We start from the raw sequence: 16285 nt of genomic DNA, 5'->3' as shown, positions 1-16285 counted from the left end.
CTCGAAAATCATTTTAAAGCCTTTGATTTGACTTTCTTTTACCTTAATAACGGATTCGTTTAACGCCAGCATACTTTTTGAAACACCACCAAATTTTGCTATATTTGCCCAAGCTTAGCATGAATAAAAATGATTTTTGGAGTAAGCCACTGGCATGAAAGCTTTTATTGTTCGTAGTTTGTTAGTCGTTGTCAGCTTCGTGCTTTTGGTACAGTTGTGGATTTTTGCAAGCCTAGCGTGGTGGCGTTACAAGCCAGTGGAAACCACCATGTTTATGCGGATTGATTATTGGTCTGAGCCATCTAAACCTATTCATCACGAATGGCGTGATTATGACGAGATCAGTGAGTACATGAAAAAAGCCATTGTTGCGGCTGAAGATGGCAAATTTATGCAACATCATGGTTTTGACTGGGATGGCATTCAAGCGGCGCTTGAACGTAATAATGACACGGGCAAAGTGGTTGCGGGCGGTTCAACAATTTCTCAGCAATTGGCCAAAAACTTATTTTTATATAACAAGCGTTCATTCATTCGTAAAGGTCAAGAGGCTGTTGCAACTTGGATGATGGAACGGATGTGGAGCAAAGAACGCATCTTAGAGGTTTATCTGAACTCGGTGGAGTTTGGCGATAATATCTATGGCGTGGAAGCTGCAACCCAACACTACTTTGGTAAAAGTTCACGTAGCTTAAGCCGTGAGCAGGCAGTCTTTTTAGCGGCCATTTTACCCAATCCGAAATACTACCAAGACCATCAAAATGACCGTAAGTTGCAAAACCGTGAGCGCATGATTCGAAAGTATATGCGCTATAGTGATATCCCTTAATTTGATTGATCTGAAAAAGCCCAAAATTATGGGCTTTTTTTTATGAAATTGTCACAAAATTGAAGCATACTTATCATGATAAAACGCATTCAAATAATCAAAGGTTAGCTATGAATACGGCAGCAAGCACATCTCCGATACTACAACCTGAATACGCGTATAACGATCGCTATATTAACCGTGAGTTATCGATATTAGATTTCCATTTACGTGTATTGGAACAAGCCGTAGATCCTTTACATCCGCTGTTAGAACGGATGAATTTCTTACTGATTTTTTCACGTAACTTAGATGAGTTCTTTGAAATTCGTGTTGCAGGCGTCATGGAACAGTTGGATCTGGGTAATGAAAGTCGTAGCCCCGATGGCTTAACCCCACGCCAAGTACTCGACCAAATTTCGCAAACTGCACATGCTGCAATTGAACGTCAGTATCGTATTCTCAATGATGAAATTCTACCGAAATTGCGTGAGGAAGACATTTGCTTCTTACGCCGTGGGGAACTGACGCCTGCACAGTCTTCATGGGTGAAGAAATATTTCCAAGAACAGGTTGCACCTGTCTTAACACCGATTAGCCTTGACCCTGCGCACCCATTTCCGCGTTTAGTGAATAAAAGTCTCAACTTTATTGTGACTTTGGAAGGGAAAGACGCATTTGGTCGTCAGATTGATTTGGCCGTTGTTCCTGCACCACGTTCATTGCCACGTGTGGTTCGTCTACCGGATGAACTCACAGGTGGAAAAGAGCATCATGTGATGCTTTCAGCTATCATCCATGAGCATGTTTCTGACTTGTTCCCAGGGATGACAGCAACAGGCTGTTATCAGTTCCGTGTCACACGGAATGCTGATTTGGCGCTCAACGAAGATGTTGAAGACTTAGCCAAAGCACTGAAAGGTGAGTTAAGTTCACGTCGTTTTGGACGAGCAGTACGTTTGGAAGTTACACAAAACTGTCCAGAACATATTTATAACTACTTGCTAGATGAATTTGATCTGCATCAGGAGCAGTTGTATAAAGTCGAAGGACCTGTGAACTTGGCGCGTTTATTGTCCAATTTTAAACGCCCACATCTACGGTATGACGCACATATTCCTGTTATTCCGAAAGTGTTGAAAAAGTCGGAAAGCATGTTCTCTGCAATGCAAAAACAGGATATTTTACTACATCATCCGTTTGAGTCTTTCGCACCTGTGATTAACTTGTTGCGTGAAGCGGCACGTGACCCACAAGTGTTGGCGATTAAGCAAACCCTCTATCGCAGTGGTGCAGACTCTGAAATTGTACAAGTCCTAGCAGAAGCGGCGCGTAATGGGAAAGAAGTCACCGCAGTGATTGAGCTGCGTGCGCGTTTTGATGAAGAGTCAAATATCGAAGTGGCGAATGTACTGCAAGAAGCGGGCGCAGTGGTTGTTTACGGCATTGTAGGTTATAAAACTCATGCCAAAATGATTCTTGTGGTACGCCGCGAAAATAATAAACTTGTTCGTTATGTGCACTTGGGAACAGGTAATTACCATGCGGGTAATGCACGAATTTATACCGACTATGGCTTGCTCACGACCGATAAAGAGTTGTGTGAAGATGTACACCGTATTTTCCAAGAATTGACAGGTATGGGGAAAATGGCGAAGCTGAAAAAGCTACTTCATGCGCCGTTTACGCTCCATGCACAACTGATAAACTTTATTGATGATGAAATTGCCAATGCCAAAGCAGGTAAGAAAGCACAAATTATTGTGAAAGTGAATGCACTAACCGAAGTGCAACTGATCAATAAGCTGTATGAGGCATCACAAGCAGGTGTACAAATTGATCTCATTATTCGCTCGATTTGTTGTCTACGTCCAGGTTTGCCAGGGCTTTCGGAAAACATTCGTGTACGTTCAATCGTTGGGCGTTTCTTAGAACATACTCGTGTTTTCTATTTTAGTAATAATGGCGATGCGCGTATTTATGGTTCAAGTGCCGATTGGATGGACCGAAATCTATTTAATCGTGTTGAGGCCTGTTTCCCAATTGAAGATCCTGCTTTGAAAAAACGTATTTATCAGCAAGGGTTGTTGACCTATTTGCAGGATAATCAACAAGCTTGGTTACTACAGGGTGATGGAACTTGGCTTCGTGCGACACCTGCTGAAGGCGAATCCGAGCATAATGCACAGCGTTATTTGCTAGATGTGATTAAATAACTTTAGGGGTTGTGCTTGAGTCTACTAAAGATTTAGGCACAAAAAAAGGAGTCATGTTTGACTCCTTTTTTATGCACAAAAATAAGCTTAGTGCAGATTTTGAGTAATTTTTTGCAGGATTTGTAATAGCACATCAAATTCGCTTTGTAGCGGGGTGCTTTTACGTGTCACCAAAGCCAAGATACGGCTTGGAGCAGCTTCAATTTGTTTGACCATCAAATCTGGATTCGCTTTAATCATATTGGTATGAATTGCGATTTCAGGTAATAAGGTAAAACCAAGATCAGCCGATACCATTTCCACAAGGGTCGGTAAAGAACTCGCTTTTAAACGATGATCGTTTTTACGCTCACCAATTGGGCAGGCACTTAGAGTGTGGTCACGTAAGCAGTGGCCTTCTTCAAGCAACATTAAGCGTGAAAGGTCTAAGTCATCCAGCGATTTGGCTTGGCTTGCGATATCTGATTTATTGCAGACCAAAAACAAACTTTCTTTTGCGACTTCAGCAACTTTTAAGCCACGTGTATCAAAAGGTAGAGCCAAAACGACCATGTCTAAATTACCATGTTCGAGTTTTTCTACAATTTTCTCACTTTGCGCTTCGTGTAAATGTAGTTGAATTTTAGGGAGTTGCTTATGCACTTCATCTAACAATTGCGCCAAAATAAATGGCGCAATGGTTGGAATAACACCTAGATGTAAATCACCAGTTAAAGGCTCGCTCATTTCTCGGCTTAAACGCATCAGGTCTTGAGCATCTGCCAGTAGAACACGAGCACGAGCAACGACTTGCTCGCCTAGAGGTGTTAAGCGCACATTTTGGCGATCACGCTCTACAAGTACGCCACCGAGTAGGCGTTCAAGCTCCATAATCCCGCCCGACAAAGTCGATTGGGTTACAAATGAACGGCGTGCAGCTTCAGTAAAATGCAGCGTTTCTGACAGTGTAACGAGATATGACAGCTGTCTTAAGGATGGTAATGCAGCCATAGTGTCCTAATGATTATGATTTAAAGTGTTGTGCAAATAATTCGCTAAGATTTGGAATGAAGTGCGGTGGGATATCATGCCCCATTCCATCAATTAATTCAAATTTAGCGCCCATAATTGCCTTTGCAACGGCCTTTCCGTGACTAGGCGGGAGTAAACGGTCTCGCGAACCGTGTACCACAAGGGTCGGTTGTTGAATCTGTTTGTCCAGTTGCAATAAAGAACCTGTACATAATATTGCTAAAAACTGTTGAAGTACACCCGCAGGGTAATAACTTCGGCGATATAATTTGCGAGAAGTCTGAATTGACTCGATTGGATTGTGATAATCAGGCGAGCCAATGATCTTAAATACTTTCAAAGAGTGACTCACAATTCCTTCTTCATCGGTCGATTCAGGTCGACCAATTAGACTAAAGAGTTGCTTTGGAAAAGGCGGCGGCAGTAAAGGTTGGTTGTTACTGGTGAACATTAGGCCGAGCTTTTTGACCTTCTGTGGATGACGCGCTGCTAGAATTTGCCCAATCATACCACCCATGGATGCACCAATCACATAACTTTCATCTAAACCTAAACGGTCTAAAAGCAGTGCCACATCGTCAGCCATGTCGTATAAGTCATAAGGTGCACCACGGTTATCTAAACCTAAAGCAAAACGCCCCATCAGTTTGAGGGTGTTTAAGCGTGGACCTTGATGTTTAATTTTTGAAGATAAACCAATATCGCGGTTATCAAAGCGAATGATACGAAACCCTTGATCAATCAGAGATTTGCAGAAGAAATCAGGCCAAAATAAGAGCTGTGCTCCTAAGCCCATGATCAAAACAATGGTCGGATGATGGTCTTCGCCACCGATTTCGACATGGAGTTCAATACCATTGCCTAAGTCGACTTTGGTTTCGCGCATGAAAGAGGTATAGGGTGAAAGATTATATTGGAGTGCGCTATTCATTATTGTAATCCTCACATAAAGGACATCTATTGTTATAAATGTCCTTTTATTTAAACTCTAAACATGTGCTGGAATCAAGTCTGGAACCAGTTTTGTTAATGCTAAACGTTGTTTCGCTGCGGTTGCACCGAGCAGTACGAAGCCGCGAAGTGTACCTTGACTGTCTAGGGCTTTGGCAATCATGCCATCGTCTAACTCCTCAGTTTCCCAGTTCACCTCTGCATCGATTGGCGCAGGCAAAACAGTGAGCGGCGCAGCGGGTGTTTTAACTGCTACAGGCATAGCAGGGTAATGCACCGCAGTGGTGTCACCATTTAAGGTTTTGGCTAAAGCGCGTGCTTGTTGCATGATTGGCATGACATAAGGCAGCAAGAGTCCGTTCACTTCAGCACAATCTCCTACGGCGTAGATGTGCGGTTGATTGGTCTCAAGTTGTGCATTGGTCAAAATGCCACGACTGGTTTGAATATCTGCTTCTTTTGCCAGGGAGATGCTCGGTTGTAAGCCAATCGCAGATAAGACTACATCTGCAACTAAAGACTGACCATTGGCCAAGGTCACAACATAGTCACCATTTTCAATTTTAGACACTTTTTCAACTGTGGTGCCAAGGACAAAATGAATACCTGTTGCTTCAAGGTTTTCTTTAAAGGCACTTGAAACATGCGCTGGCAATAAACGGCCCAAAGGCTGGTTTGCCAAGTCGATGACGGTAGCTTGATGGCCTGTATGTTGTAAATCATTGGCAAATTCGCAGCCGATGAGACCTGCACCTAAAATGACTACACGTTTGTCTGCACGCTTTTCAAGTTCTGCACGGAAGGCTTTATAGTCGTCTAGATTGTTCACAACTTGAATGTCATTGCTTCCATCACCTGCAATGGCTAAGCGAATTGGGTTTGCACCTACCGCTAAAACCAATTGAGAGTAGGGCTGTGTAGATTCAGCACCATCTTTAACAAGAGTTAACTGCTGTTGTTCAGCATGAATCTCTTTCACCCAAGTATGCGTGGCAATCTGCATTTTCAGTTGTGTTGCCATTTTCTCTGCATCACCCAAAGCAATTTGTTCAGGCGCTTTGTTGGCAACAAAGGCATTGGACAATGTTGGTTTGGCATAATTAGTCGCATCATCTGCACATAGCATAAGCAGCTCTTGTTCAGGGTTAAGCTTGCGAAATTCACGTGCTACAGCATAGCCTGCCATACCTGAGCCAATGATGACGATGGGATGCATAAGGTTCTCCAAAGATTATTTTAAAGACGTAAAAAAAGACCATGCTGCATGGTCTTTAACACTATGAATTAGATTTCAACCATTTCAAAATCGATTTTTGACACGCCGCAATCTGGGCAAGTCCAATCGTCAGGGATATCATCCCATTTTGTTCCCGCCACGATGCCATCTTGTGGCCAACCTTCTGCTTCGTCATAAATCCATCCACAAACGATGCATTGATACTTCTTCATTTGACTCTCCAAAACGCTGAACAAGAAAGGGTTCAGCAAAATAATCCATTACGCAAGCTGCTATTCATCTGAGTGGTTAGCATACTTCGCTAATCTAAATTTTTACGCAGTTCTAATACGAATGTAAAGTAAATATCGGAGTTTAATGATTGAATCTATCTGCTAAAAGCGATGATCAGGACAAAACGTATCATTTAAAACCAGATCGTATTTTGCAAAAGTGTGAAAGATATAGATGATTGCAAGTCAAAAAGCTGTGTTTTTTCAATCAGCTGGTCTTTTAAAATCCTTAAAAATATAGACTATGGTCGTGATTCAAATGTAGAATTAAATTGCTATTTTAACATTGAGTACATCTATACCTAATATTTATTAAAAAAATGATTTAATTGAAAACAATAACTTACATAAATGTTTTGGTTGTTCAGTCGGCTGCATAGCCAGTGCTTGACTGTTTTTTTAACAGATAAAGCTGTAAAATTCATCTATTCCTTTTCAAATTTTATTGATCTCCTATGAGCAACTTGTCTACAACGTTGTGGTCGCACATTCGTACGGTCCAAGATTTTCCAAAACCTGGGATTTGTTTCTTCGATTTAACACCATTGTTTATGAGCAATATTGAGCCTTTAACCGACGCGTTAATTGCAAGTATTCCTGCTGAGCAGTTAGCGGAAGTAGACAGTTTTGTTGCTGTAGAAGCGCGTGGCTTTGTCCTTGCGAGCTTATTGGCACAGCGTTTAGGTAAAGGTTTATTGTTGGTGCGCAAAGCAGGCAAGCTGCCACCACCAGTCGTGGGTGTGGGGTATAGTTTGGAATACGGTTTAGACCGTTTAGAAATGGCAGCCAATACTCCATCGCAAAAAGTGATTATTGTAGATGACGTTTTAGCGACAGGCGGGACATTAAAAGCCGTTAAACAGTTAGTGGCAAAATGTAATCATGAAGTGCTAGGTGCCAGTATTTTTCTTGATTTGCCTGATTTGCATGCTGACTTAGGTTTAAAGATTTGGTCAGTATTAGATGACAAATCAAAACCAGAATCTGTTGCGGCATAAGCAGATAAAAAAGCCTTGGAATCTCCAAGGCTTTTTTATTTATATAAATATTGTTGTTCTAAATGTTCAATCAGTTGATTAATATTTTCAGGTTTAAGTAGTCGGTGATGTCCACCTTCAACCGTTTGAATCAACATGTAATTTTCTAAAATCTCCTGTGCCGCGTACATATCGATTAATTCATCTCCCAGCTCTAAATAGGCCACTTGCGGTACATTGTGATCTAAGTCAGTATCATTAATGCTCGGGTAATCATCGCGGAAGTCAGGGGCTAAGCGTGGGTTGGCAATCACACACGGAATTTGATGCAGTAGCGACATTTTCAATGCCCAATACGCACCAATACAATGTCCAACAATAATTTCAGGTTTTATTTTTTCAATAATATCGTCGTAGAAACTGGCTACGGTAGAAAAATTGAGATAGCGATAATCGATATCGATACAAAATTTCTGCTTTGCATCAATGGCATGGAATTTAGTGGACTCACGTGAGGAGTCTAATCCATGCAAAAACAAAATTTTAGATTCGCATCTGCTCATGATTTATCATTCAATTAAAAAAACTAAATTATTTTATGAGTGGAGAAAAGTTTACTTTTCCACGATTTATAATGTCCATTGTAGAGGGATTAACCGTGAAATGAAGTTAGCTTTTGGTCTAAGAAATAGACAGACCTTTTATACGGTGGGCGTATAAGCTCAGAAATAAACAGGATGTATACTTTTTTATATACCGCGTGGTTTTTGATGATGCTCATTCGTCTGGAATTCTGCTATGCTATGCAACTTCCGTTTTTTAATACATATACGAGGCAGAGATGACGCAACAAAACGCTCAATCGACTTCTGAACAAGCCATTTCCGAAAACGATTTAATTGCACAGCGTCATGCCAAGTTAAAGCAGATTGAAGATCAAGCCAAACAAACGGGCACTAGCCCATGGCCAAACACGTTTAAACGTGAACATTATGCGCAAGACTTACAAGATCAATTTGCAGACAAAAGCAAAGAAGAAATTGAAGCAGCAGAGCATGTTTATGTGTCTGTAGCGGGTCGTGTGATGTTGAACCGCGGTTCATTCATCGTGATCCAAGATATGACGGGTCGTATACAGTTATATGTGGCGCGTAAAGAATTAGCACCAGAAACTTTAGAAACCATTAAGAGCTTAGATCTTGGCGATATTATCGCGGTGAAAGGTTATATCGGTCGTTCAGGTAAAGGTGACCTTTATGTACATATTGAACACTTTGAGCTTTTAACCAAGTCACTTCGTCCACTTCCAGATAAATTTCATGGTCTAAACGACACTGAAGTTAAATATCGTAAGCGTTATCTTGACCTGATTGTGAACGAAGAAACACGTAAGACTTTTGAAATCCGTGCCAAAGTGGTTTCAGGCATTCGTGCCTTCTTAACTGAGCAGCGTTTCATGGAAGTAGAAACACCGATGATGCATGTGATTCCAGGTGGAGCATCAGCGCGCCCATTTGAAACGCATCATAATGCTTTGGATATGCCACTTTTCTTACGTATCGCGCCTGAGCTTTACTTAAAGCGTTTGGTTGTTGGTGGTTTTGAGCGTGTGTTTGAAATTAACCGTAACTTCCGTAACGAAGGTGTTTCGACGCGTCATAACCCAGAATTCACCATGATTGAATTCTATCAAGCTTATGCCGACTATAAAGACTTGATGGAACTTACCGAAAATATGCTTGAGCGTTTAGCGCTGGACATTTTGGGTTCAACTGATGTGCCTTATGGTGAAGAAGTGTATAGCTTCAAAGGCCCATTCAAGAAAATTTCAATGTTTGATGCCATTCTTGCACACAACCCACAGTTCACGCCTGAAAATGTCAATGATCGTGAATTCTTGGCAAAATTTGTGCAAGAAGAGCTGAAAGAACAGGTAAAACCAGGTTTTGGTCTGGGCAAACTTCAAACCATCGTATTTGAAGAAACTGTTGAAACTCAGCTACGTCAACCGACTTTCATTACAGAATATCCAGCTGAAACATCGCCATTGGCACGTCGTAATGATCATAACCCACACATTACGGACCGTTTTGAGTTCTTTATTGGTGGCCGTGAACTTGCGAATGGTTTCTCCGAGTTGAATGACCCAATTGACCAAGCTGAACGTTTTCAAGCACAGGTTTCAGAAAAAGACGCGGGTGACGATGAAGCAATGCACTACGATGCAGACTTTGTTGAAGCACTTGAGTATGGTTTACCACCGACAGCGGGTGAGGGTATTGGTATTGACCGTTTAGTCATGTTATTCGCTAATGCAGCAAGTATTCGTGATGTGATTCTGTTCCCACACATGCGTCATAAAAACTAAGTTTGATCTGAACATAAAAAGCCCGCATTTATTGCGGGTTTTTTATATTTTATGGATTAATCCCAAAGTAATTGGAATCTAAGTTTTTTGACTATCATATTGATATATAAAACAAAAAAGGTGATCTGTATCGAGTGTTATTTTTAGTCTTTTGGGTTGCGAGTTTGGTGAGTCACATACATAGAACCTAAATGAAACCGACTTTAGGTATTTGTAGATGTATTGCCAAGCAGAAATATAGATGAAGAATCGAAGCGTGAAAGGCTGAATACTTTAAATGAAGTTGATGTAATATTTGAGTTTATTTGGGGGATATCTAATTGTTGAATAAAACTTATAGGGCTTATCAATTTTGTTTTATATGAGGTTTTTGCATATAAATATAATAAAACAAGCAATAGTGTGTATAACTAAATCTTTATAATGAATATATATTTTTAAAAGTGTAATAAGTACACGATTTTTGTGAGTTGGTGCTGTCAATGTCATTAAATGAGGAAAGACTTACTCATCTTAAACAGCTTGAAGCTGAGAGTATTCATATTATCCGCGAAGTAGCTGCTGAGTTTGAAAACCCAGTAATGCTTTATTCTATTGGTAAGGATTCAGCAGTGATGCTGCATCTGGCGCTTAAAGCGTTCTATCCTGCCAAGCTTCCATTTCCGCTTCTGCATGTAGATACGGGCTGGAAATTTAAAGACATGATTGCTTTCCGCGACAACATGGCAAAAACCCATGGTTTTGATTTGATCGTACATCAAAACAAAGAAGGGAAAGATGCGGGCATAAACCCATTTGACCATGGTAGCTCCAAATATACCGACATCATGAAAACTCAAGGCTTAAAACAAGCACTTGATAAATACGGTTTTGATGCGGCATTTGGTGGTGCGCGTCGTGACGAAGAAAAATCACGTGCGAAAGAACGTGTCTACTCATTCCGTGACTCGAAACATCGTTGGGACCCAAAAAACCAACGTCCTGAACTTTGGAATCTTTACAACGGTAAAGTGAACAAAGGTGAAAGTATTCGTGTATTCCCACTATCAAACTGGACTGAGCTTGATATTTGGCAATACATATACTTGGAAAGCATTCCATTGGTTCCACTTTATTTAGCTGCAGAACGTCCTGTGGTTGAGCGTAGTGGCACCCTGATTATGGTTGATGATGAACGTATGCCTTTAAAAGAAGGCGAAGTTCCACAAATGAAATCGGTACGTTTTCGTACTCTTGGTTGTTACCCACTTACGGGTGCAGTGGAGTCAACGGCAAATACCTTACCTGAAATTATCCAAGAAATGTTGCTTGCAACCAGCTCTGAGCGTCAAGGTCGTATGATCGATCATGATGAGGCGGGCTCGATGGAGAAGAAAAAGCAAGAAGGTTATTTCTAAAATCTCCCCCTAACCCCTCTTTAGTAAAGAGGGGAGAACTCCCGAAAAAATGGAGGAAAGTCCTCCTTTATCAAAGGAGGATTTAGGTAGATTTGAAGATTAAAAACCGATTTCTAAAGAATATGTGGAGTTTTGAGCAATGTCTCATCAATCAGAACTGATTAGCCAAGATATCTTGGGCTATCTAAAACAACATGAAAATAAAGACTTATTGCGTTTTCTGACTTGCGGGAACGTCGATGATGGTAAGTCAACTTTAATTGGTCGTTTGCTTTACGATTCAAAATTGATTTATGAAGATCAATTGCAAGCGGTGACTCGTGACTCTAAAAAAGTCGGTACAACAGGCGATGCACCTGACTTAGCACTCCTTGTCGATGGTCTACAAGCTGAACGTGAGCAGGGTATTACCATTGATGTGGCTTATCGTTATTTTTCAACTGAGAAACGTAAGTTCATCATCGCTGACACACCGGGACATGAGCAATACACGCGTAACATGGCAACGGGTGCGTCGACTTGTGACCTTGCGATTATCTTGATTGATGCGCGTTATGGTGTACAAACTCAGACACGTCGTCATACTTATATTGCAAGCTTACTGGGCATTAAGAACATTATTGTTGCAATTAACAAAATGGACTTGGTTGAATTTTCTGAAGCGCGCTTCAATGAAATTCAGACGGAGTATGCAGGTTTTGTGGCGCAATTGGGTGACCGTAAGCCAAACAACATTATCTTTACGCCTATTTCAGCATTGAATGGTGATAACGTTGTCAATAAATCACCAAATACGCCATGGTATACAGGCGAAACGTTGATGGGTACGCTTGAGTCTGTGGAAATTAACCGCAATTCAGTGACCAACGATTTCCGTTTCCCTGTGCAATATGTGAACCGTCCAAACCTCGACTTCCGTGGTTTCTGCGGTACGGTTGCGTTGGGTGATGTATCGGTAGGTGATAAAATCGTGGCTTTACCATCAGGTAAGTCATCGACCATCAAAGAAATTGTCACTTATGATGGTAATTTAGAGCGTGCCGTTGCAGGTCAAGCAGTAACGTTGACGCTGAATGACGAAATTGATATTTCGCGTGGTAACGTGCTTGTACGTGCGGATCAAGCTGCGCCAGAAATTTCACGTTCGGTCAATGCCACTGTGGTTTGGATGGCAGATCAACCGCTGGTGATTGGTAAGTTGTATAACTTAAAAGTGGGTACGCAAACTGTTCCTGCAAAAGTCACTGCAATTAACTACCGTACCAATGTCAATACATTGGAAAAGGTACAAGTCGATAGCCTTGAGCTGAATGCCATTGCTAATGTCACCGTTGAGTTTGATGCGCCTGTCGTATTTGATCGCTACCAAGACAGTCGTTATACAGGTTCGTTTATCTTCATCGACCGTTTAAACAACGTGACGATTGGTGCGGGTATGGTGGAAGAGTCTGTGGAATGGTCTGCGCATAGCAACCCTGTCACAGCGGAAGACCGTGCTGCACGTATAGGTCAAAAACCTGCTGCGGTAACTGTATCTGTGAAAGCCCTAGAAAATACACAAGTACTTGAAAACTTGTTAATTCAACAAGGTGTGGTTGCAATTGCGAAAGCAGGTCTAACTGCTGATCAGGTTGCACTACTACGTGAAACAGGTGTGGTTGTGGTGACTGACCTTGTCGATGGTACAGATGTCGCATTCACTCAAGATGCGGTTGAAGAGCTAGCTGATAAAATTGTTGAATTGGTTCGTCTGTAACTGATTGAGCGAATTTGAAAAGGAACCCACCGTAAGGTGGGTTTTTTATTTCTATTTTAGATGGATAAATATTATTCAAATAAATAATGTGATATTTCAATAAAAATTCAGTGCTATAGAATGCCTCTTTTGTAGAGGGGTATTATGAAAAAAATATTATTATTTATTGGTTTAACTTTAACTTTTGCTGCTGATGCTAAACAGGCCACGCAAAGTGATGAAGCGATTAAGCAAAAAATTATTCAACAATCGATACAAGCGTATTCGGGAAATTGTCCTTGTCCTTACAATACTGCAAGAAATGGAAGTCGGTGTGGTAAACGTAGTGCTTACAATCGAGTCGGTGGCGCTGCGCCACTGTGTTATCCAGAAGACGTGAGTGATCGTATGGTCAAAGAATTTAAAGGGCGAGCGTAATTTAAGTTCGATTTACAAGGCTTGGAAAATGAAAGAAAACCTGCTGAGATACAGGTTTTCTATTTTGGTGAGGGATTAGACAAGCTTCAATTATTGAGATTGTTAATCGATTGGTTTTGTTAGGAAGTCTCATTATCTTTGTTTAAGCGCTTTTTCAGTTTATTCACATAACGTTTAAATGGCCAAGTAAACTGCTTCACAAAACTGTTTGGAATTTTATAGCCGACTGTGCCATATACACTGGCCAAATGATTAGGCATGTAAATCGATTTAAAAATCACATCATAAAGGGGGATAAAGGCTGCATAATTTTTATCAATCGCAGGCTGTTCAGAAGAATGATGCCAATGGTGAAACTCAGGTGTTGCGATCAGCCAGCGCAGATAGGGAAAGCGGAAACGCACGTTGGAGTGAATAAAAATGGCATGGAAAGAAATAAAGACCAAATAAGCAAAGACCGCAGAGGTATGAAAACCTAACAAGAAAATCGGTAAGGTTGCGATAAAACGGGTCATTAACACTTCAACGATGTGTAAGCGTGAAGAGGCTAGCCAGTCCATTTGTTCCGTTGAATGGTGAATGGCATGAAAGCGCCATAAAAAGTTCACTTCATGCATCGCACGGTGTAACCAATAGGTGGTGAAGTCCACCACAATCAATAACTCAATAAACTGTAACCAAATTGGCTGCGCCTGCACATAAGGCACAATCGGGTTATTGGGAATATGCGTGATCCAATACTGAATAGGCATGACCGTTAAAAACGAAAAAAGCTGAATGCCAATATGGCTAAACATGAAATATTTCATGTCTGTGACCCAGCCGACGCGCAGAATTTTCTGTTCAGTGTTCTTTGCAAAGAATCCTTCAAGTGGGATAAAAACCAAAGCAAGGATGATTAAGGTAATAACGAAATAATCAAAACCTGCATAAAACGGGAGTGCGGGCAATGTCGGTGCTTTGATCAGCCCACAGCCTAAAACAGCCGCTAAAATGGTGATACACAAACCATAAAAACCATATTTATTCTGTTTAATGATCGCACTATAGGTACCAAAGCCAGCACTGAGGACGATACCAAACAGTAAGCTATAGTAGAAAACATCATAGTGTTTGCTATATAGCGGGCGTAGCTCTGGTGTGGTGAGCACAGTGGGAAATAAAAAGCATAAAGCAGCAAAAATACCCAAAAAGCCTAAGGAAACAGAAAGAAATGCACTGATCTTGCCTTGCCCAGCATTGAGTTGTAGGTTTTCAAATTTTTTTCTGAGTTGATCTGTCATTTTAATTTAATTCTGAATTTTAGGAGTTTTGTCAGAGTTCACTTGAGGGGGAATGTGAAAACATAGGTTAAATTTTAGCGGTATTGCAACTGTTCAGCAATCTTATCTAAAAATATCAAGTAATCCTTCACGTTTATCCATTCGATCTTAAATTTTGATGTTCTATTTCAGGGCTTGAGGTTGCAATCATTAAAAAATTATTTAAGATATATCTTAATAATTTAAAGATGTATCTTTTTATGTCTAAAGCACAAAAAGTTGAACCCTTTGCTGATTTAGAGACAGCACCAGTGTTACGTAAACAGCGCCTATTTGAAGCGGGTCAGATGAAACTTTTAGCCTTACATCTCATTTCATTCGCGCCTAAATATGGCTATGACCTTATTAAAGAAGTGGGTGAAATTGTGGGAGGGGGCTATTGCCCAAGTGCAGGAACGATCTATCCAACCTTGAATTATTTGGAAGAGCAGCAGTTTGTTCAGGTCGCGTTAGATGATGCTGAGCGCAAGCAATACCGTATAACGGCCTTGGGTTTGAAGCATCTTGAGGTTGAGCAAGCAAGTGTGGAAAAGATCTTATCTCGTTTTGATACGCGTAAACAAATTCAAAATAATGAACAATATCTTGACATTAAACGTGCGATGGAAAACCTCAAAGCTTCCTTAAAGCTCAAGATACAACACAGTGAGCTGAGCGCTGAACAAATTCGTGTTATTGCAGAACAAATTGATCAAGCAGCGGTGAATATTGCACGTCTCTAGGAAAACAGAATGAAACAACATGCTTATGAAGTCACACTTAAACACATTGCAGATGCTCAAGGCAACCCGTCGACCTATACCGATATTTTGAGTTTTAACAGCTATAACCACGACGATATTTTTAAAGTGTTACAGGTGATTCAAAACAGTCAAATGCTGGATGATGAAGCAGCGAAATCATTTGCTGTTGGTTTAAAGCTCTTTAGTGAGGTGATGCTAGAGCATAAAAACCTTCCGCTCTTTAAAGATTTTATGCCACATTTTGGGCAGTTTATGAAAGCTTTAAAACAAACCGTTAAAACGTAAAACCAAAGCTAACTTTTATTTACTCAGGTCGATTATGTTCAACACGCTCCCAAAAATTCATATCAAACACTTAAATTGGTTAATGCCTTTATTACTTTCAGGTCTGATGAGCGGATCTATTTCTGGTTTTAACTTACTGTTAAATAAAGGCCTAGTGCATAATTTCTTCCACCTTTGGCTCAAAAGCTGGAGCTTATCTTGGTTGATTGCATTTCCGCTGATTATGGTGTTTTTGCCTTTGGTTCGTAAATTTCTAATGCAGTTTGTGTCTTTGCCTGATCAGCCACGCAACTGAATACTTGTGCTTTTCATCTGGTCCTAATGGTTCTAGGTGATGTTTGAGAAGGATGTTGAATGCAGTCGGATTGATGTCGCAGCTTGCTTTTTTATCAATGATCAGCGCTATCACGTAGCAAAATAGGCTTCAGGCTTATAAATAAGTACGGTGTTCTTCATTTCAATTTATTTCTATGATCAAATAGATCTATGAAACTTGAAAAATATCGCAAGAGTTAGGAATAAATC

Annotated in this window: 16 protein-coding genes; 10 read left to right on the top strand and 6 right to left on the bottom strand. The window is 40.7% G+C overall.

Features of this window, described 5'->3' with window-relative positions:
- Positions 1–154: 154 nt before the first annotated feature.
- A complete protein-coding gene (gene mtgA, locus AXW61_RS09375; RefSeq protein WP_062034112.1) occupies positions 155–829 on the top strand; it encodes a monofunctional biosynthetic peptidoglycan transglycosylase in 675 nt (224 codons plus the stop codon).
- Positions 830–939: 110 nt separating this feature from the next.
- The gene (gene ppk1, locus AXW61_RS09370; RefSeq protein WP_062034111.1) at positions 940–3024 is read left to right on the top strand and encodes a polyphosphate kinase 1; all 2085 of its coding nucleotides are present in this window, start codon (positions 940–942) and stop codon (positions 3022–3024) included.
- Positions 3025–3111: 87 nt separating this feature from the next.
- On the opposite strand, the gene oxyR is transcribed toward ppk1, so the two are convergent.
- The 4 genes from oxyR to rubA form a co-directional block, all read right to left on the bottom strand.
- Complete coding sequence (oxyR, locus tag AXW61_RS09365) at positions 3112–4014, bottom strand: LysR family transcriptional regulator OxyR (protein ID WP_058869206.1); 903 nt, start codon at positions 4012–4014, stop codon at positions 3112–3114.
- A 13-nt stretch (positions 4015–4027) separates the two neighbouring features.
- Positions 4028–4966, bottom strand: a complete 939-nt coding sequence (locus AXW61_RS09360) for an alpha/beta hydrolase (RefSeq protein ID WP_004694383.1) — start codon at positions 4964–4966, stop codon at positions 4028–4030.
- A gap of 57 nt (positions 4967–5023) precedes the next feature.
- Positions 5024–6202, bottom strand: a complete 1179-nt coding sequence (locus AXW61_RS09355; protein ID WP_062034110.1) for an FAD-dependent oxidoreductase — start codon at positions 6200–6202, stop codon at positions 5024–5026.
- Positions 6203–6270: 68 nt separating this feature from the next.
- Positions 6271–6435 (bottom strand): rubredoxin RubA, encoded by a 165-nt coding sequence (gene rubA / locus AXW61_RS09350; RefSeq protein ID WP_004694381.1) that lies wholly within the window; start codon positions 6433–6435, stop codon positions 6271–6273.
- Between the two features lie 515 nt (positions 6436–6950).
- Between rubA and AXW61_RS09345 the strand changes: the two genes are divergently transcribed.
- The gene (locus AXW61_RS09345; RefSeq protein ID WP_062034109.1) at positions 6951–7493 is read left to right on the top strand and encodes an adenine phosphoribosyltransferase; all 543 of its coding nucleotides are present in this window, start codon (positions 6951–6953) and stop codon (positions 7491–7493) included.
- Between the two features lie 35 nt (positions 7494–7528).
- Here the strand turns inward: AXW61_RS09345 and AXW61_RS09340 are convergent, their stop codons facing one another.
- The gene (locus AXW61_RS09340) at positions 7529–8035 is read right to left on the bottom strand and encodes a YqiA/YcfP family alpha/beta fold hydrolase (RefSeq protein ID WP_062034108.1); all 507 of its coding nucleotides are present in this window, start codon (positions 8033–8035) and stop codon (positions 7529–7531) included.
- A gap of 278 nt (positions 8036–8313) precedes the next feature.
- Between AXW61_RS09340 and lysS the strand changes: the two genes are divergently transcribed.
- From lysS to AXW61_RS09320, 4 genes are all read left to right on the top strand, one after another.
- Positions 8314–9840, top strand: coding sequence for a lysine--tRNA ligase (gene lysS / locus AXW61_RS09335; RefSeq protein ID WP_062034107.1), 1527 nt, complete (start codon positions 8314–8316; stop codon positions 9838–9840).
- A gap of 482 nt (positions 9841–10322) precedes the next feature.
- A complete protein-coding gene (gene cysD, locus AXW61_RS09330; protein WP_004694369.1) occupies positions 10323–11237 on the top strand; it encodes a sulfate adenylyltransferase subunit CysD in 915 nt (304 codons plus the stop codon).
- A 139-nt stretch (positions 11238–11376) separates the two neighbouring features.
- Positions 11377–12993, top strand: coding sequence for a sulfate adenylyltransferase subunit CysN (cysN, locus tag AXW61_RS09325; RefSeq protein WP_062034106.1), 1617 nt, complete (start codon positions 11377–11379; stop codon positions 12991–12993).
- A 144-nt stretch (positions 12994–13137) separates the two neighbouring features.
- Positions 13138–13410, top strand: coding sequence for a hypothetical protein (locus AXW61_RS09320; protein WP_062034105.1), 273 nt, complete (start codon positions 13138–13140; stop codon positions 13408–13410).
- 119 nt (positions 13411–13529) lie between these two features.
- On the opposite strand, the gene AXW61_RS09315 is transcribed toward AXW61_RS09320, so the two are convergent.
- A complete protein-coding gene (locus tag AXW61_RS09315) occupies positions 13530–14693 on the bottom strand; it encodes a sterol desaturase family protein (protein WP_062034104.1) in 1164 nt (387 codons plus the stop codon).
- 239 nt (positions 14694–14932) lie between these two features.
- Between AXW61_RS09315 and AXW61_RS09310 the strand changes: the two genes are divergently transcribed.
- The 3 genes from AXW61_RS09310 to AXW61_RS09300 are packed head-to-tail and all read left to right on the top strand — an operon-like array spanning position 14933 to position 16055.
- Positions 14933–15454, top strand: coding sequence for a PadR family transcriptional regulator (locus tag AXW61_RS09310; protein ID WP_010326273.1), 522 nt, complete (start codon positions 14933–14935; stop codon positions 15452–15454).
- A gap of 9 nt (positions 15455–15463) precedes the next feature.
- On the top strand, positions 15464–15760 hold the full coding sequence (locus AXW61_RS09305) for a DUF3861 domain-containing protein (RefSeq protein WP_058869215.1): 297 nt from the start codon (positions 15464–15466) through the stop codon (positions 15758–15760).
- A 34-nt stretch (positions 15761–15794) separates the two neighbouring features.
- Entirely contained in the window at positions 15795–16055 is a 261-nt protein-coding gene (locus AXW61_RS09300; protein ID WP_004694355.1) for a DUF2798 domain-containing protein, read from the top strand.
- Positions 16056–16285: the final 230 nt, after the last annotated feature.

Source organism: Acinetobacter sp. BMW17, assembly GCF_001592855.1.
Taxonomy (GTDB): Bacteria; Pseudomonadota; Gammaproteobacteria; order Pseudomonadales; family Moraxellaceae; genus Acinetobacter; species Acinetobacter johnsonii.
The sequence above is the reverse complement of the archived record's forward strand: the minus strand, read 5'-3'. Positions and strand labels throughout refer to the sequence as shown.